17 protein-coding genes are annotated in these 17,059 nt (G+C 59.2%); 7 read left to right on the top strand and 10 right to left on the bottom strand.

Annotated features, from left to right (window positions below):
* Window position 1: 1 nt before the first annotated feature.
* From EDD52_RS11235 to EDD52_RS11215, 5 genes are all read right to left on the bottom strand, one after another.
* Complete coding sequence (locus EDD52_RS11235) at window positions 2-415, bottom strand: ATP-binding protein (protein WP_132244974.1); 414 nt, start codon at window positions 413-415, stop codon at window positions 2-4.
* A complete protein-coding gene (locus tag EDD52_RS11230; protein WP_132244972.1) occupies window positions 412-756 on the bottom strand; it encodes an STAS domain-containing protein in 345 nt (114 codons plus the stop codon). The genes EDD52_RS11235 and EDD52_RS11230 overlap by 4 nt, the downstream gene beginning before the upstream one ends.
* Window positions 757-760: 4 nt before the next feature.
* Window positions 761-1,948, bottom strand: a complete 1,188-nt coding sequence (locus EDD52_RS11225; protein WP_132244970.1) for a PP2C family protein-serine/threonine phosphatase — start codon at window positions 1,946-1,948, stop codon at window positions 761-763.
* Window positions 1,949-2,416: 468 nt separating this feature from the next.
* Entirely contained in the window at window positions 2,417-3,979 is a 1,563-nt protein-coding gene (locus EDD52_RS11220; protein WP_132244968.1) for a hypothetical protein, read from the bottom strand.
* Between the two features lie 483 nt (window positions 3,980-4,462).
* Complete coding sequence (locus EDD52_RS11215; RefSeq protein ID WP_132244966.1) at window positions 4,463-5,446, bottom strand: AraC family transcriptional regulator; 984 nt, start codon at window positions 5,444-5,446, stop codon at window positions 4,463-4,465.
* Between the two features lie 149 nt (window positions 5,447-5,595).
* On the opposite strand from EDD52_RS11215, the gene EDD52_RS11210 reads away from it, so the two are divergent.
* From EDD52_RS11210 to EDD52_RS11180, 7 genes are all read left to right on the top strand, one after another.
* Entirely contained in the window at window positions 5,596-6,423 is an 828-nt protein-coding gene (locus tag EDD52_RS11210; RefSeq protein ID WP_132244964.1) for an NmrA family NAD(P)-binding protein, read from the top strand.
* 25 nt (window positions 6,424-6,448) lie between these two features.
* The gene (locus EDD52_RS11205) at window positions 6,449-6,871 is read left to right on the top strand and encodes a DUF4345 domain-containing protein (RefSeq protein ID WP_132244962.1); all 423 of its coding nucleotides are present in this window, start codon (window positions 6,449-6,451) and stop codon (window positions 6,869-6,871) included.
* A 309-nt stretch (window positions 6,872-7,180) separates the two neighbouring features.
* The gene (locus EDD52_RS11200; RefSeq protein WP_132244959.1) at window positions 7,181-8,473 is read left to right on the top strand and encodes a PQQ-dependent sugar dehydrogenase; all 1,293 of its coding nucleotides are present in this window, start codon (window positions 7,181-7,183) and stop codon (window positions 8,471-8,473) included.
* 349 nt (window positions 8,474-8,822) lie between these two features.
* Entirely contained in the window at window positions 8,823-9,848 is a 1,026-nt protein-coding gene (locus EDD52_RS11195) for an AraC family transcriptional regulator (RefSeq protein WP_132244956.1), read from the top strand.
* 162 nt (window positions 9,849-10,010) lie between these two features.
* Window positions 10,011-11,438, top strand: a complete 1,428-nt coding sequence (locus EDD52_RS11190) for a DUF6538 domain-containing protein (protein ID WP_207906013.1) — start codon at window positions 10,011-10,013, stop codon at window positions 11,436-11,438.
* A gap of 167 nt (window positions 11,439-11,605) precedes the next feature.
* Window positions 11,606-12,196 (top strand): GNAT family N-acetyltransferase, encoded by a 591-nt coding sequence (locus EDD52_RS11185; RefSeq protein WP_132244950.1) that lies wholly within the window; start codon window positions 11,606-11,608, stop codon window positions 12,194-12,196.
* Window positions 12,197-12,211: 15 nt separating this feature from the next.
* Window positions 12,212-12,703, top strand: a complete 492-nt coding sequence (locus tag EDD52_RS11180) for a GNAT family N-acetyltransferase (protein WP_132244947.1) — start codon at window positions 12,212-12,214, stop codon at window positions 12,701-12,703.
* Between the two features lie 101 nt (window positions 12,704-12,804).
* Here EDD52_RS11180 and EDD52_RS11175 read toward each other — a convergent pair whose 3' ends face one another.
* From EDD52_RS11175 to EDD52_RS23680, 5 genes are all read right to left on the bottom strand, one after another.
* Window positions 12,805-13,068: a hypothetical protein gene (locus EDD52_RS11175; RefSeq protein WP_132244943.1), complete on the bottom strand. Its 264-nt coding sequence runs from the start codon at window positions 13,066-13,068 to the stop codon at window positions 12,805-12,807.
* Window positions 13,069-13,268: 200 nt separating this feature from the next.
* A complete protein-coding gene (locus EDD52_RS11170; RefSeq protein WP_132244941.1) occupies window positions 13,269-13,688 on the bottom strand; it encodes a hypothetical protein in 420 nt (139 codons plus the stop codon).
* A gap of 190 nt (window positions 13,689-13,878) precedes the next feature.
* On the bottom strand, window positions 13,879-15,108 hold the full coding sequence (locus EDD52_RS11165; protein WP_132244938.1) for a plasmid recombination protein: 1,230 nt from the start codon (window positions 15,106-15,108) through the stop codon (window positions 13,879-13,881).
* Between the two features lie 829 nt (window positions 15,109-15,937).
* The gene (locus tag EDD52_RS11160; protein WP_132244935.1) at window positions 15,938-16,462 is read right to left on the bottom strand and encodes a GrpB family protein; all 525 of its coding nucleotides are present in this window, start codon (window positions 16,460-16,462) and stop codon (window positions 15,938-15,940) included.
* 315 nt (window positions 16,463-16,777) lie between these two features.
* The coding region (locus EDD52_RS23680; RefSeq protein WP_207906012.1) for a hypothetical protein at window positions 16,778-17,059 on the bottom strand (282 nt) is incomplete at its 5' end.

Genomic DNA, 17,059 nt, shown 5'->3' with positions numbered 1-17,059 from the left:
GTCAGCTTTGCGCCTTAAAGGCGAGTTCTAACCTGTTTCTTCGCCCAACAGAACCATAATTGACACGATCCGCGCATTCGAGGATCAATCCAAGCCCGCGACCACCTTCGGCCATGGCATCAATGTCCGACAACGAGCGGGCATTGTCGCGCAGGTCGAATGGCTGTGCGCCTTCGGGATCGAAAAGCTCGATGACGAACTCGTCCCCGCGCATCGTCAGTTGACCATCGATGGTCGCCTCATCTTTCGATGGTTTGGCGTGCAGAACAAGGTTTGTCAGCGCTTCGGTGACGCAAAGGTCAAAGCGAAATTGTGCTTCATCCGGCAACAGCCCTTCCAGCCGTTGCTTGAGCAACAGGACGGTGGGGTCGACTTCCTCAAGCCGGTTGGCCATCTGAAACTGCAATGGTTTCACGACTTCTCTTTCAGCGCCTGGATCGCGTCTGCCTCGTCAGCATAGACTGAAAACACCCGGTCCATGCGGCAGATCCGGAAAAGCTGCGACACGTCCGGGTTCAATCCGCAGACCACCAGATCGCCCCGGTGGCCGATCTTTTTCAGCACGCCGGTCAATGCGCCAAGCCCCGAGGAATCAAGAAAACCGGTATCCTTGAAATCGATCACCAGCCTGCTTGCCCCGGCATCAATCAGGGCGGCGACCTCTTCCTTGAACGCCTTGGCATTGACCGCGGTCAGGCGATCGACGCCGGGGCGGACGACCATGATATCAGGGTCATGCAATTTCGAGTGAATCATTGGGTCAGGTCCTTTTCAAAGCCACCACTGTCAGATCATCTTCGAGTGCCTGTCCGGCGCGCCATTTCTTTAGCACATTGGCCACCATGTCAGGCATGTCGTCGGTCGGAACATCCTTGCATTGTTCGACAAGGCGCTGAAGGCGCTCCGTGCCGTAAGAGACCGCCTCGGCATTTTCTGCTTCGGGCGCCGCATCAGAGTAGATCAACAGCGATCCGCCCTTTTCGAATGTCATCTGGTTGTTTTCATACTCGACGCCCAGGAACATCCCCACGGGAAATCCGCCATCTCCGACAGGCGCGCTATGCCCGTCCGGTGCGACATAGAAAGGCGAGGGGTACGCGGCCTGACAAAAGTCCAGCTCTCCGGTCTCGCAATCAAGCACGCCACAGAACATGGTGAAGTAATCGTCGTTTTCCGAAACGCTGAAGCGATTGTTGAGGTCTTCGACCAGTGCCGCCGGGTCTGCCGGGCCATTGCCCTTGATGACGGTGTTGGAAAAATACTCGGGCGTTATCAGGTGGCCGATGGCGACGGAGAGCAGCGACGCATGGATCCCGTGGCCCGAGACATCGACGGCATAGAAGCCAAGCTTGGTCTCGTTAAGCTCGAAGCAGCCGAACATGTCGCCCGAAACAACTGCGGATGGCACAAAGGCCGATGCGATCTGAACGCCCAGAATATCCTTGTGAATATCGGGCAGCAGTTGGCGCTGCGCGTTTGCGGCCGCTTTCAGGTCTTCGTTGATCCGGTCGTTTGCTTCCTTGAGGATGCGATGTTGTTCGGCAAGCTCGGTGGCATGGTTGATAAGCCGGGTCGCCGCACGGATGCGCGCGCGCAGTGCAACAGGGTCACGCCCCTTGGACAGGAAGTCATCCGCCCCGGCCTCAAGCGCCTCTGCACGGATGTCGTCTGTTTCGCTTCCGGTGATCAGGATGATGTGCACGTAATGCCCAAGGTCGAGCTCGCGCACCTTGCGCGTCAGCTCGATCCCGTTGATATGCGGCATCTGGTAGTCGCTGATGATGATCTGGGCGCGGCTCGTCTGCAAGACTTCCAGCGCTTCCTTGCCATCGGCGGCGGGAATCGGGGTGTAGCCCAGTTTTTCGATCAAACGCGTGAGGTACGTCCGCTGGATGATGTTGTCTTCGGCGACAATGATTTCGAGCGGGCAGGTCACGACAAACCACATCCCGCCATGCCGTCACCCTGCGGCCCCATAGCCCCGGATACGCCCGGATGCATGATCGGCGTGACTTGGCTTCTGGCTCTAATTGCGAGCATGGTCTGGAAAATCCCACTCATTAAACAAACAGATACTTGGCGTACGGCGGTTCATAACGTCCAACCATCGCGCTGCATATGCCCCAAAGGAAAGGTTTGGGGCTCATTTGATCAGTATGGTCGACGGATGGAGACATGAGATATCCGAAAGTACAGCACAACGGGGAAAGGAACCTTTGTTTCTCCTTTTGCCGAATTCCAGTCTTTATAGCCCGACGCAAGACGCAGCCTGACACCATTTCGAAGGGTCGTCATTTGGACGTCCGGCCCTCCACTTGACCAGTGGAACATAAAAACTTGCCCGGCGATAGTTTTTTGCCGTTTATCGCGGCGTCGCTTTGCCGTCAGGTGTCGGGCGCGGGTGGCGCGATCAAGCTCAGAACTTGAATTTATAGGTCAGGGAAAGGCTGCCACCGAATATGCCGGGGCCCGGTGCTTCGCCCTTGTTCCAGGGCCATCTGTTGTTGCTGTAATTATTGTAGGACAGCAGCCAATCATCGTTGACCCGGTAACTGGCGGTATAGCTGTAATCCGGCTGATAGGTGCCTTGACCGCCGGGTGCGTAGAAATATGCCGTCCCGCTGACGCGCAGCTTCTTTGTCACGGCATAGCCGCAAGAGAGGTTGAGGCTCTCCTGCGCGATCTTCGGCAGGCCGAGGCTTGCATTGCAATGGACCGATTTGTCGTTCGGCAGCTTGAAAGGGGGCAGCTTGTAATTGGCGCGCAACTTGCCCTTCAGAAGGTCGGAAACCGGGCTTCCGCCAGCGCCAAACCTGGCAGAGTAATTGCTGTAGCCAAGGCTCAGATTTTCATTCACCCGGTAGGTGAACGCGTAGGTGTAGTCCGGATCCCAGGATTCCTGCTCTTTCGGATTGGCATATCCGATCATGGAAAGCCGCACCGACAGACGATCCGTCAGACGCGCGCTGCACCCAAGGCTGGCGCGCGGTTTGGCAGGGCCGCGTTCATCGGCATTCGTGTTGAGAAAGGCCAGGCTGGTGCTGCCGGTGATCGAGCAATTGATATTGTAACGGTCGATAAAGCGATCGGCCACGTCCGAGGCAGGCTCTTCCGCGGGCGCAGGGGCGCGGTCCGCCTGTGGGCTTGCCGGTTGCTCTTGCGGGCTTTCTGCGCGGGGCGCGGGCGGCGAGAAGATCGGTTGCGTCGTCCGGGGGCGCAGCGGTTCGGTGGGTTGCGCGCAGGAGCCGGGAAGAAACGAGTCCTCTTCGGGGCAGACCGGCTCGTCTTCGAACGATGCCGACTGTTCAGCCTCGGCAGCCAGTTGCTCTTCGGCAAGTGCCGCTTCTGCATCTGCATCCGACAGGTCGCCGTCGGCGTCGGTTTCCGCCTCTGCATCAGTCGGCGTGGCATCCGCGTCAGCGATGGCCGAAACCGGAACAGGATCGACGATTGGCGCCTGTGGCTCTGGCTCCACGACCGGGGGAGGCGGCGGAGGAGGGGGCGGCGCCGTGCCTGCAAGGATCCACTTGGCAAGATATGTCGCGACGCTGTCGAGGTCGTCTCCGTCCCGGCCTGCGGGGCGGTCGCCTGTCCCGACCGGGACGACAAAACCCGACCCGTCGGCCTTGGCAATATCACATGCCTTTCCCGCCACGCAGCTTAGCGAGGCCATGACGAGCGGCCGGTCTGTTCCGTCCAGAATTTTCGCGGTGCCATCGGGATAGAGGACATAGATCCACGGACCGAGCGTGCCTCTTTGATGGCGGGACCAGTGAAGCGCGCTTGGCAGATCGAGCAAGACTTCCTGCGCATTCGGTTCCGCAAGTTCAGCCGTGTTGACGAACGCCTCTTGGGGCAGAGTGGCCGATTGCGGCTCTTCCGGTCCCTGGCTGATGGCTTGCGACGCGCCGCATGCAACAAGCAACCCCCAGACCGTGGCACGCCCCGCATAGGTTTGACCCGCGAACAAAGCACGCAATCGACTGCTGTCCCCAGCCAGGTCTGGTTTTGGGTTGTCCATCCTCATAGTCACGTGCGCCCCGGTTCCAATCAGCGCCACCCTTCCCATTTGCCGATTGGAAGACATTCGCTGTATTGACCAATTCTTTTTGTCTGGCGTCCTTTGATCTTCTGCTGCTCAATTGGCGCGGTCCCGAAAGCTGCACCTGACTTTCAGGTATAGGCGAAGGCAATTGGTTCGCAAAGCTGGATCCGCCGCCGCCAAAACCTAGGTTTTTCAGTGAGGATGCAGCGCAACAAGCCATATGCGCCCGATTACGTATCCGGGGGGGGGCTTTTCGGCGAGAACGGGTAGGGGCCGGATGGCTTTGCCAACTCTATTGGTTACGTCAGCCGCCTTGCATGGGTTGAGGGCGCCGATGCGTCCGTGATGAATGACAGCACGGTTGTTCCCGACGCGATCATGCAATGCAGACTGGGGGCCGCGCCACTCCGGCCACCATCATCTTTGCACCTCCTGCGAGACGCGGCGCGCTTGTCCGGGCGGTGTGCCGAAAACCCGCTTGAAGGCACGGTTGAAGGCGGGTTCGGATTGGTAGCCAAGGTCAGCCGCGATGGTGCCTATCGGCAGCGACGTTTCCCGCAACCGCCGCCGCGCGAGGTTCATCCGCCATTCGGCAAGATACTGCATCGCGGGCGTGCCGACGAGGGTGGTGAACCTTGCCGCAAAGGCGGAACGGGACATGCCCGCAACCTGTGCTAGCGCCGCCAGCGTCCAGTCTGCCGCCGGATCCCTGTGGATGGCCACGATAGCGCGCCCGATCTGCGGGTCCCGCGCGGCCTTCAGCCAGCCCTTATCGGCATCGGGGGAGCGGTTCAGCCAGCGCCGGATCGCTTCGATCACCACGACATCTGCAAGACGCGTAATGACGGTTTCGCCGCCGGGGCGCAGCTCGCGCGCCTCTCGGGCGATGAATTGCAGGGTGCCTTGCAGCCAGCTTCCCGCATCCTCTTCCCACGGGTCTATCTTGAGCACATCCGGCAAAAGCGCCATCAGCATCGGGCTTGATGCGTGATCCAGCCGGGCAAGGCCATACATGATGCTGCACGCCTCTCCACCGCCGCCGAACTCCACCGTCTCGTAGAGGTCCGTGACCTTGCGGATCGGCAGTTCTTCGAGCGTCATCTGCCGGGCGTCCGGATCACTGAAAAGGCTGATCGGCGCGCCTTTGGTCATCAAGACCAGATCGCCCTTCTGGATTGCGAGCGGCGTTTCCTCGCCGACTTGCAGCCAGCCCCGTCCGCCGATCACGACGACAAAGCTCATCACGTCCGGAAAGCCGGGAATGGCGATGCCCCATGGGGCGCTGAGCCGCGACTGGCAGTAAAAGGTGCCGGTCAGCTTGAGCAGATGCAGGATCTCGCCCAGCGGATCGCCGATGGGCTGGGCGAGAAGAGAGGGGTCGGGAACATGTGGCTCTGTCATGGGGCAAGTCTGCGCCCCCTGATGCCGCACGTCCAGACCTTCTGGACGGTCGGACAACAATGCCGGACGTCCGGGAATGGTTCGTCCGAAACCCTTAAGTCACATTGAGGTACCGAAATCACAATCACCCAAATCCAAGGAGACTGAAAATGACTGTTCAACCCATCCTCGTCCTCGGCGCCACCGGCAAGACCGGCGCTCGTATCGCCAACCGCATCGAGGCCAGGGGCCTGCCTGTGCGCCGGGGCTCTCGCGGGGCGGCGATCCCGTTTGACTGGAACGCGCCTGAAACCTGGGGCGCCGTGCTTCAGGGCGTGTCGGCCGTCTATATCTCTTACTACCCGGACATTGCCGTTCCGGGCGCGGTCGAAACGGTTGCCGCCTTCACCAAGCAGGCACGCACGGCGGGTGTCAGAAAGATCGTTCTGCTGACAGGGCGCGGCGAGCATCATGCTCAGCGCGCGGAAGAAGTCGTACGGACATCGGGTGTGCCGTTCACCATTGTTCGCGCGGCGTGGTTTGCACAGAATTTCTCCGAAGGTGCGTTGTATGCGCCGGTGATGGAGGGCGTGCTGCCAATGCCCGGTGGCGACGTGCAAGAGCCCATCGTGGATGTGAATGACATCGCCGACGTGGCCGTGGCGGCCTTGACCGAAACCGGACACGACGGCGAAACCTACGAAGTCACCGGCCCGCGCCTTATGTCGTTTTTACAAATGGCCGAGGTGCTTTCGGCTGCAACCGGACGCCACATTGCCTATCTGCCGATTTCATTCGAGGATTTTCACGCGGCTATTCAGGCAACGGAGGGCGAGATGATCGCCGATGTGCTGACCGGCATCGCCCGTGAGACGCTGGATGGCCGGAACGCGCATCTTGCGGACGGCGTGCAGCGCGCGCTTGGTCGTGCGCCGCGCGATTTCACATCCTTCGCCGAACAGGCCGCCCGGTCCAACGCCTGGGCGGACGCGGCCTGAACTTTCACAGAGTGAGGACCTCTCCATGTCTGTATTCCAGAAACTCTCCCTTGGTGCCGCCGGGCTTACCGCGCTTGGCATCGGCCTTGCGATCACCTTCGCGCCGCATGGTTTCTATGCGGGATATGGTTTGACCGTTGGAACCGACCCCGTCCTGCTGAGCGAGCTGCGTGCGCCCGGCGCCAATCTCGCGGCCCTTGGGGCACTGATCCTGGCGGGCGTGGCGCGCCCCGGTCTGGCACGGATGTCCGCCGCAGTGGGGGCGCTCGTATTTCTCGCCTTTGCCTTCGGTCGCGGTGTCAGTATCGCGCTCGACGGCTGGCCCGGTGAGCAGATACTGGCCGCTCTGGTGATCGAGCTGGCCATCGGTGCGCTGTGCCTTGGCGCCTTGCGATCTAGCAGGACGACAACACAGCAAGCATCCGCCGCGACCGTTCAGGCGGGGTAGGGTGCTTTGAAACAAGGGTGGGGCGTCGCGATGATGCCTCACCCCTTTGTGGGTTGGCGCATATTTCACTGGCAGGCGACATTCTGGCCGACCGCTGCGTCAGATCTGCGACAAAGACCTGCAAGACACCTCGACCGGGGACGCATTGGAAGGGCAAAGACGCGCCAAACTGCGTGCAAATCCAAGCAGGACATCGCGCTGCCACATCCCTCCGGGCGTGCCTCTTTCGCTATTTCTCGGTCGCGCAGGCGGGATGTTGCGGGTACATGTCTCTGGGTAACCTGACTCGAACATAATGAGGTGGCAGATATGGAACTCATCGCCAGAGCAACGGCCTTGGTGGGCGGTACCGTCGCATTCGTGCGGCGTTTGGGATCGCCTTCCCATCAGGCGTTCGGTGCCGCCCCAGAGATCCCCGCAGCGCGCAAGCAAGGTATCATGACCCTGAAAATGCCGGCAGCCGAGGGCTGGAAGGATGGGCACCTGCCGACTTGCGCACCGGGATTGGCGGTCAACGCGTTCGCCTCCGGGCTGGATCATCCCCGCTGGATCGAGGTTCTGCCCAATGGCGACGTCTTGGTTGCAGAGTCAAAAGAGCAGGCAGGCCCGCCCAAGACATTGATGGACCATGCAGCACAGGCGACAATGCGGCGGGTCAAGGCGATCGGCACAAGTGCGAACCGCGTCACCCTGTGGCGCGATGCTGATGGCGACGGGACGGCAGAGATCCGCGAGGTCTTTGTCGAGAACCAGAACCAGCCCTTCGGTATGGCGCTGGTGGGCAACCGGTTCTACCTTGGCAATACAGATGGTATCAAGATGTTCACCTATGCGCCCGGCGACACCGCTCTTTCGGGTGACGGAGAGACGCTGGTAGAGTTCAAGCCGCATGGCCACTGGACCCGCAGCCTGATCGTCTCGCCCGATGGTACGAAAATCTACGCCGGAGTGGGGTCGCTGACGAATATCGCCGATCAGGGGATGGAGGTCGAACAAGGCCGGGCCGCGATATGGGAACTGGATGTGGCAACCGGTCAGGCGCGTATCTTCGCGTCCGGCTTGCGCAATGCCGTCGGCATGGCCTGGGAGCCGGAGACCGGCAAGCTTTGGACCGTGGTCAATGAACGTGACGGTCTGGGCGATGAAACCCCGCCCGACTACCTGACATCCGTCGCGGAGGGCGGCTTTTACGGCTGGCCATATTGCTACTGGGGGCAGACGGTGGACGACCGCGTCCCGCAGGATCCCGAAATGGTCGCCAAGGCGATCACGCCTGATTTCGCGCTTGGCGGGCATACGGCGTCGCTTGGTCTGTGCTGGATGCCCGATGGCACGCTGCCGGGTTTTGGTGCCGGCATGGTGATCGGCCAGCACGGATCCTGGAACCGGTCGAAGCTGAGCGGCTACAAATTGATCTTCGTGCCGTTTGAAAAAGGGGCGCCGAGCGGACCGGCAAGGGACATCCTATCTGGCTTCCTGTCCGAGGACGAGAAACTGGCCTATGGACGGCCTGTCGGTGTGACCGTGGGGCCGGATGGGAAATCCCTGCTGATGGCGGATGACGTCGGTGACATAATCTGGCGGGTGTCGGCGGCGCGCTAGGGCCTGGACAGTTCCCTACGAAGTCGATGCGCGCGGCAGGCTCCGGACCGGCGTCAACGGATGAAATCCGTCGGTCATCCTCCTGATCGCGCGTAGGGGGGGCGACCTTCGGTCTTGGTTGTGACTGCGGTGTAGCCGGTGCTGCCACCCATTCATGATCCGGGCGTCTGAGACGTGTCCAAATACGGTGATGATGATTTGCGTTCGCGCGCGAATGCGGGGCAGGACCGGGATTGCACCTTGTGACGCGCGCCTTGATCTGGGCGCCGTCCGAAGCAATGACATCGAAATTATTTGCGGCTAAGTCTGGAATTCGGAGTGACGCCGAGTTTTCAGCAGGATGCACGCAATGCCCCAGCCCACCATGGCCGCCGGTTTCGCAGCGGCGTTTCTGGACTATGCCGCCCAGCGGGGAGCCTCACGGCAAACGCTTCTGGCGTCAGCAGGGCTGACCGAGGCGGAGCTTGAAGATCAGGACGCGCGTGTTCCCGTCGCGGCCTATCAGGCGCTGGTCATGGCGGGGATTTCGGCGACGGGGGACACGGCGCTCCTCCTCCGGCACACGTTCGAGACGAAGCTTGAGGCGATCTCTGTCGTCGGCCAGATCGTGCATTCCTCGCAATCGCTTGCCCATTCCATCGCGCAGCTCAACCGCTACCTGCGCCTGATGGCAGAGGTCGAGATCGCGGGCACACGTGACCGGTTTGAATTGCTTGAGGAAAGTGGCGCAGTCTGGATCGTTGATCACATCGCGGTTGTGGGGCCTGACTACCTTGGGTTGGAAGCCTCCTTCGCGCGGTTTATCAGCGAGTTTCGCCGGTCGTTTCCAGATTTGCCTTTCGCGCTGGAGATGGAAGTCACGTATCCGCCGCCGCCCCACGCCGCCGAATATCCGGACCTGTTCCGCATCCCCGTCCGCTTTGACGCCCCGCGCAACGCGCTGAGGATCGATCCGGTGTGGCTTAGCGAGGACTCGGCCTTCGAGCCAGGGCATGCCTACAGTTTTGGCATCTTCACCCGCCATGCCGACGCGCTTCTTGAGGCGCTCGGGCGCTCGGAACGGCTGCGGGACCGGATCGAAGCGACGATCCTGCCGGATCTGCACAAGGGCTCTTTGTCGATGGACCAGCTGGCGCGTGATCTTGGGATGAGCCGACAAACGCTCTATCGCAGGCTCAAGGCAGAAGGCGAGACCTTTGCTGACATTCACGACGACCTACGCCGGCGCATGGCGCTGGACTATCTTACTGCGCGCAAGGTGTCGGTCAGTGAAACGGCCTATCTGCTTGGCTTTTCAGAGGCGTCTTCTTTCGTGCGCGCCTTCAAGCGCTGGACCGGCCAGAGCCCAACCGCGTATCTCAACCGGATCGCGTGACGCCGCCGAGACATCGCTTGGCGCAAGGGGTGAGGATCCGCGCCAGTGGTGTGTCTGCCAGCCTAGCTGATAGCTAGCGGATCTGGAATGAAATGGCGGAGAGACAGAGATTCTTTTCGCTATGACCGTTTGTGAAAAATTAAATATTTTCAAGGTAGTTAGGTGATTTATGGATTTCGCTTCAGTCGAGAAATGTGTAGCAAATTGTGTAGCAACGCTCTGACAAGCGGGGTACGGCGGAATGTATGGAAACGGGTGGCACGGATGGCTGGGTTGATCAAGAGAGGCGACATCTGGCATCTGAGGATGCGCGTGCCCAAACGGTATCTTGCCGTCGCCGGGCGCAAGGAAATCCACCGCAGTCTTGCGACCGACAGCGAGCGTCGTGCCCGTGAGTTGTTGCCGGATGTGAAAGCCAAGCTGCTCGCAGAGCTTGACGAGATGACGGTCATCAAAGAGCGCCCAGACGACGCCAGTGCATACCGCGCGGCACAGAAAATCGCGCAGGCGCGGGGCTTCGCCTATCGCCCGATATCTGACCTCATGGATGCGCCACTGGATGAGATCCTGGACCGCGTGGAAGCAGCCGGTGCCGATCCGGCCACGCAGACGGCAAAAGCCCTCCTGGGGGCCGTGGATGAGCCTGCGCTGGCGCTGTCAGGGCTTGTCGATGAAGTCGAGCGTCTTGCGGCCCACGATAACAGGTTCAAGAGCGATAATCAGATGCGTCTCTGGCGAAATCCGCGCAAGCGTGCGGTCGCTAACCTGACTGCAGCCCTGGGCGGCAAAGACATATCCGTGTCGGTGATCGACCACGCTGCGGCCCTGAAGCACAAAGCCTGGTGGCAAAAGAAGATCGCCGCCGAAAATCTTTCCATGCAAAGCGCCAACAAGGACTTTGCCAACATGGCTGGAATGCTGCGTCGATATTACGAGAGCATCGCCCAGCCAAATCCGCCCGAACCCTATCGACGGGTTTCGCTCAAGGACCGGCACAAAGTTGAAGCGCGAAAGCTGGAAATTCCCGTGGATTGGATCACCGAGAAGTGGTTTGCCCCGGGGGCCTTTGAGGCGACGAACGCTGAAGCACGGGACATACTCTTGATCTCGATCGAGACGGGGTGTCGTCAGTCCGAGATCCACGATCTACCGGCCAGCGCCATCATACTGGATCACCCGGTCCCCCACCTGCGATTGGCTTTCGAAGAGGGGGAAGACCGCAGAGAGATCAAGAACAGCGCATCCGTGCGCTTGGTCCCCTTGGTAGGCGTTGCCCTTGCGGCCGCCAAGCGCCATCCCAATGGGTTTCCGCGATACCGGGGCAAGAGCAACTATTCTGGTACGATGAACAAGTATCTGCGAAGCAATGATCTAATGCCCTCCGCAAAGCACACGATCGGGGGTGTGCGCCACACGTGGGAAAGCCGGATTTTGGACGCGACAAAGCGTATGGACGTCAGCGGCGAAATGATGGGGCATAGCGTCAAGGTAATCCGTGGGCGCCCGGTATATGGCGACGCCATGGATTTGGCGGAGCGACAGGAGCTTGCTCAGAGGGTCATGTTGCCAGTGCCAGATCACTTTGCGTGAGCGATATGGTGGCGCATCCATGGACAGGACGAGAAGCACGTCGCAAACGAATGTCACAGCACCAAGCACCGCTTTGAGGCCCAAATTGACGGGCTTGTGCATTTTTGGCCAAAGTCTGGTAAGTTGACGGCCTACTCGGATCAAACCAAATAGCGACTTCAGAGAAAATGCCCATAGCAACTATTCCACCTTTGCGCCTTTTCCATCCTGAAGATGCAACCACGGTGGCGCGGTTGAATGACATGGCGTCAGGGGGGGTGCTCTTTAACATTTGGACCAAAGCGACAGGCGAAGATGGAGACCCTTGGGAACAGGGGCGTTTGCAGCAAATTGACCAAGTGAATTCCGGCTGGGTTGTGATTGTGTTGGATCAAGGCAACGGAGTCGAGGCCGTGCTCATGGGACAGCCGCACACTAAAGAGCCAGTTTCCACAGAGGGCGTGGACCCTATTTGGGTTCCCCTCATGGAGCTTGAGAACTTGGTGCCGGGGAGTTGGTGCATCAACGTCATCGCAACACTGCCGGAATATCGCGGTAAGGGGCATGCGGCAATGCTGGTGAAGCAGGCCGAAGCACTTGCGCGTGACGGTCGACACGCATCCCTTGCGCTTGTCGTGGCCGACGAAAACGTCGGTGCGATCCGGCTTTATCATAACTGCGGCTTTTCGCAGGTTGCCCGGCGCCCGATGGTGAAAGGCGATTGGGATGGACCCGGCGGCGACTGGATACTTATGTTGAAACCATTGCAAGACAATTGAGAAGACAAATAACAGATGTTTCAGCGACATTTCCGAGACGCGAATATTTCTGATGCAGACCGTTGCTTCGCAATCGAAACCTCCGCCTACGAGGGTGACGAGGCCGCGACTCACTCTAAAATTTCCAAAAGGATAGAGACCTACCCGCAGGGTTTTCTGATCCTCGAAGTGGATGGGAAGGTTGCTGGCTTCATCAATTGCGGGTGCGCGCGCGAGGTAGAGATGTCTGACGATGACTTCAAAGAACTTATCGGTCATGATCCCGATGCAGCAAACGTCGTCATTATGTCTGTCGTCGTCGATCCCACGGCGCAGGGTCAAGGCCATTCACGGGCGCTGATGGACGAATTCGTCAGGCGAATGCGTCGGATGAACAAATCAACAATCCATCTCATGTGCAAAGAACATCATGTACCACTCTATGAGAAATTTGGGTACAAATATGTGCAGCCATCAGCCTCTGACCATGGCGGTATGACTTGGCATGAGATGACCATGGAACTTTAGGCCAATGACTGGTTGAGCCGCTATAATTGGATTTACAAATTTGCGACGGGAAAGTCCGCTCCGTCTGCACCTCCGCCCTTCGGATCACCTGCCAAAACGCATCACGCCGCCCGGGTGGGGGCGGCGTGGGTTGCGATTTGGGCGGCTTGGTAGATCAGATCCTGTTTCTCTTCGAGCGCTTCGATTTCGGCGTTGAAGCGTTTGAGCAGGGGGATCATCCATTCTTCGCCTTTGTTGATCTTTTGGGCGATCTGTTCTCTGGCGCGAAGAACCCGTTCAATTTGGCCGTCGATGGCGGCGTTTCGAACTGGGCGGATGTGGGCGGTTTTCGTCTCCGCTACCCGCGCGGCGTGTCTGGTGGACATGGCACTCCATACCCCACCACCGCAGGCTTGCGGCTGGTTTCGGGGGCGGGGGAATGGCTGGCTACATGTCGATCTCCGTTGTTCTTCGCACTGAGTTAGGCGCTGTGGGTGCAAGTAGTAAGGCCTTTATATGGAAACATTGTGTTCTCTGACTTGGCTTGGTGTGGCCCCGCCGCAGATTGGCGCACGGGGCCGCGCACTCATGCGCCACGACCGTTTTCATCAGCGGGCGATGCTTCGGAAGCACTTCGTTGCGCCGCAGCGTCGGCTTTCCACTGCGCCAACTGCACGTCAGTCCGCTCTGCAACGCCTTCGGGAACTTGCGAGTGCTTGAGCATCCGCTTGCGATTTGTCGCTGTCGCGAAGCACGCGAACTCGAAGAACAGATCTTCGACCCGTCCGGGGTCATTCTCCGACATGTAAGCAATCCAGGTGTCGAGCGTGGCGGCAACGGCGGCGCGTGCCTCTCGCTGTATCTTGTCATCCCGACGGGCTTCTTTGTCCGCGTGAAGCGCGACAGTAAGTATTGCACTCGTCAAACGACGGTTCATCGCTTCGGTCGGAACGAACGCGGAGCTTTGGGCCTTGCGGGCGGTAGTTGGCAGCAGGAATTTTGTCATGTCTGGGACTCCAGTTTAAGGTTTTACATTCAACCGAAGCCTTGGGTTTGCCGCCCGCCGCGTTCGGTTACGGATAACTTCGGACGCTTCGAATCGATGTCGGAATCTGCAGCAGCGTTTTTTGCCAAAAAAATCTCAACCATCTGAATTGGCTTAATTCTTTTTCTTAGGTTCTTCCAAGTGGAAGATTTTACGGCTGATCCTTCCCTTTATTTGCCGCGCGACGGGAGCTTGATTTCGCGCGCAACTCAGGATCGAGAACCATGATGCTGGCGGTCAATTGGCGGCGTATCTGGGCAATCCTGGCGCGAAGGTCCTTGGGCAGGTGCTGGGCAATTTGGAGGATGACGTCGTCAGCCTTCTTGATCTCGGAAACCTCTGCGGCAATCCGCCTTTCCGCAGCCTGCTTCGCTTTGGCTTCTGCTCTCTTTGCCAACCTTTGGGCGGCGGTTCGGAACGCCTTTCGAGCTGTGGCAAATCCGATTCCGCTTCGTCGGGCAGGGGGGATTGGTGCATTTGTTGCGGGCATCGCCTCTCGCGGTTTGCCGTCCTCGTCGATATCACCAGAGGCGACAGCCTCGGCATATGCGATGACGACATCAGCGTTCTCCTCACGTTCGGTGAGGTCGCGACGCCGGGTTTCAAGCCGGGCTGCTTTCTGTGCCAGCCGAACCTCTTCCTGAGCGCGCCACTCCGCTGGACGCACATGACGTCGTTTCTTTGGCGGCGCTTTGCCGCTGTGCAACGCATCCCGAATTGCCTGCTTTCGGGCTTCGCCGCGAACCAGACCGATGTCGCTGAACCACTCACCGACGCTATCTTGCGCCGCCTCATAATTCTTGATCAGCGGATGCACCGAAGGCTGCAATACCTGGCACTCGACGCCGTATTTGTGGACCGTGGCGCGCGGCATGATCACCGCATGGATGTGATAGGCCTGCTCATCGGTGTCGGCGCGGGCGTGAATGACGTCGTCGCCAAAATTCTCCTTGAGCCACGCAATCGCGCGTTCTTCGAATTGCCGTTCGCGAGCGGTATTGAACAGCTCATCGCTGCTTTCAGTTTCCTCGAACCAATCCTTGTTGGCCGTCAGGATCACCTCCCGCAGTGGCCCGTGGCGGGACGCACGCCACGGGTTGCGAGGCCCTTCAATGCGGCGCTTTTTCAGATCCTTGCGGCGGTTGCGCCGGTCCAGTTCGGCCAGCTCCGCTGCAAAGGTCTCCATCTTTATCAGATTGATCTCAGCAAGCGCTTCTTGGGCCCATGTGCGGGTTCCGAGCAACCTGCGCGGCTCCGGCTTGTTGCGATCGATATGCCCGAGGTCGCCATATTTGCGATAGCGGTGAGCTTCATACCCGCCGATGTCGGTTGGATCCATTCCGGCAAACCGCAGCACGATGGGGTGTTTTTTCGACGTCATTCTTTGATCTCCAGACTATGAGATCAGAAAATCGGTCGATGGTTCGGGCGTCGTGAGTCGTCTTGTGCAGAAAGATCAGCGGGGGAGGTCAGGAGATTACTCACTAAACAGCCCGCACTCCGGCGCCTACGGCGCTTCTGTTCGGCCTGTCGTTCGCCAGGGGCACGCCCCTGGACCCTGGCCGCCTGCGGCGACCTTGGGAGACGTCCAACTCTCCCAAACCCTCACGGGGCTTTCAGCCCGAGAAAGGGAGGTTTCGCCCACCCCTTTCATCCCCACTCGCAGGGTCGTCGTTCGCCACTCCCCCTGCACCCCCTGGCAGCCTGTCCGGCTCGGACCAAAGAGGGGGCCTTCCCCTCTCTGGACACACCACGGCAAGGACCATTCGCCATCTGTCCCTGCACCCTGTCCGGCGTCTCCGACGGTAGACCGAGGTCGTGATCATGAGCGTTTTAGGCAAATGAACCTTCGTGGCAAAAGCGGCGGTAGACTTGTCGCAGCCCGAAATCGACATTCATGCCAAGCGCAGCATCCGCTCTGCCATAGCACAATCAAGCGGGCTGATCCCCGAAAGCTGACGCTCGGAGCGCCTTTGGGTCAATCGGATATGCCGCAGGGCGCTCGTCCGACAGCGATGCGCAGATAGCGGGCTTTGCAGAATCTTGCAAAGCACGCCTGGTTGTCGCGCCAAGGCCGGTAGAACGCCGCGGCGCAGCTTAGGCATTGCAGCCGTTCTTGGATCGCGCAGCATTTTCGAAGGTCGTACAACGGCACGCGGACTTTGCTGCCTTTCATTGATTAGAACTGAATGGCTGCTTTTGGCGGTCTTCTATGTTCGATGAGCACTGATTGCCGCGCTAACAAAGTCTGTTTTCCGGCCAGCGTATTGGCCGCGACCTTGATCTCCGAGTTCTTTCGCCAGTTTTTGTTTTAGCGCGGCATATTGGTCCCGAAGGTTGCTGTTCGAACGCAAGGCGTCGCGGAACGTAATTTGGTCCCGGCAATCGAAGTCATCTGGTTGATAAAGGTGAAGATTGTGCGTCCTGATATCCCCATCCCGCAAACGTATGAAGAGACGGCCGCTTCGGATGCCTCTATCAATATAGCCCAACCTACTCAGTGCGGCGGCTATCAACTCTTCGTCGTTGGAACGGATTGCGATGTCCAAGATAGGCTTGGCCAGAAGGCCCGGCACAGAGGTGCTGCCGATATGGTTTATGTCGAAAATCACATCGGGAAGCTCTTTAGAAATCAAGGCAGCCTCTTCTTGAAAAAGCTCGGCCCACCTCGGATCGTACCTGACCAAACTGAGGCTAGCTTGTCGAAGGCCAAGGGCTGGCATGTCGGAGTTCATAAAATCGCCTTTCGAAACCGTAATGACTCTAACATTCTCCAACAAGCAATCTGACACAAGCTGCCATAGGGGCAGCGTGCAGCATCCGTCAAAGTGGGCTCTCCTTCCTCCTTCGCTGCGCGGTTCAGGAGTGGCAGCTTCGGGAAGCACAACCGTTCGCTGCGCAATGCTCGAACTGGCAGGACGCGGACTAAGTGGCCACTCGCGGCACCTGCGCCCATGGTCATTTCGTTCGTCAGGTAACAAGGTTCATTCTGCTGAAAATGGGGTGTAACGCCGCGTTTGCGCCGCACCCCGCTTCTCCGCGTCAGCGCATCAAACCAAATTGCGCTCAATCAAGCTTTGCGCTGTTGCGGTGTAACTGTCAGTGAGCCGGATGGGTGCGCGACCAAGCAAGGCGCGGCCGGGTGCTTCGTCCAAAATCGGATTGTAGCCCAGTTCTTTGACGCTTCCGCGCACGTCTGCATCAACCATAGCGTAAAGCCGGATAACCCAATCAGGTGCTTGAAATTTTGGCATCTTTTTGCTGTAGGCAGGGAACGCCTTTTTCAAACATGTTGCTATCTGCATGATCGAATAGACTTCGAAACTGGCAAT

The sequence above is a fragment of the Primorskyibacter sedentarius genome (assembly GCF_004342065.1).
Classification (GTDB): Bacteria; Pseudomonadota; Alphaproteobacteria; order Rhodobacterales; family Rhodobacteraceae; genus Primorskyibacter; species Primorskyibacter sedentarius.
This window is presented reverse-complemented; position numbering and strand designations above follow the sequence as displayed.

Bases quoted from the DNA above. Each gene is read 5' to 3' on its own strand.
- EDD52_RS11230 (WP_132244972.1), bottom strand. From the start codon at position 756: ATGATTCACTCGAAATTGCATGACCCTGATATCATGGTCGTCCGCCCC.
- EDD52_RS11225 (WP_132244970.1), bottom strand. From the start codon at position 1,948: ATGTGGTTTGTCGTGACCTGCCCGCTCGAAATCATTGTCGCCGAAGAC.
- EDD52_RS11215 (WP_132244966.1), bottom strand. From the start codon at position 5,446: ATGACAGAGCCACATGTTCCCGACCCCTCTCTTCTCGCCCAGCCCATC.
- EDD52_RS11210 (WP_132244964.1), top strand. From the start codon at position 5,596: ATGACTGTTCAACCCATCCTCGTCCTCGGCGCCACCGGCAAGACCGGC.
- EDD52_RS11205 (WP_132244962.1), top strand. From the start codon at position 6,449: ATGTCTGTATTCCAGAAACTCTCCCTTGGTGCCGCCGGGCTTACCGCG.
- EDD52_RS11200 (WP_132244959.1), top strand. From the start codon at position 7,181: ATGGAACTCATCGCCAGAGCAACGGCCTTGGTGGGCGGTACCGTCGCA.
- EDD52_RS11195 (WP_132244956.1), top strand. From the start codon at position 8,823: ATGCCCCAGCCCACCATGGCCGCCGGTTTCGCAGCGGCGTTTCTGGAC.
- EDD52_RS11185 (WP_132244950.1), top strand. From the start codon at position 11,606: ATGCCCATAGCAACTATTCCACCTTTGCGCCTTTTCCATCCTGAAGAT.
- EDD52_RS11180 (WP_132244947.1), top strand. From the start codon at position 12,212: ATGTTTCAGCGACATTTCCGAGACGCGAATATTTCTGATGCAGACCGT.
- EDD52_RS11175 (WP_132244943.1), bottom strand. From the start codon at position 13,068: ATGTCCACCAGACACGCCGCGCGGGTAGCGGAGACGAAAACCGCCCAC.
- EDD52_RS11170 (WP_132244941.1), bottom strand. From the start codon at position 13,688: ATGACAAAATTCCTGCTGCCAACTACCGCCCGCAAGGCCCAAAGCTCC.
- EDD52_RS11165 (WP_132244938.1), bottom strand. From the start codon at position 15,108: ATGACGTCGAAAAAACACCCCATCGTGCTGCGGTTTGCCGGAATGGAT.
- EDD52_RS11160 (WP_132244935.1), bottom strand. From the start codon at position 16,462: ATGAACTCCGACATGCCAGCCCTTGGCCTTCGACAAGCTAGCCTCAGT.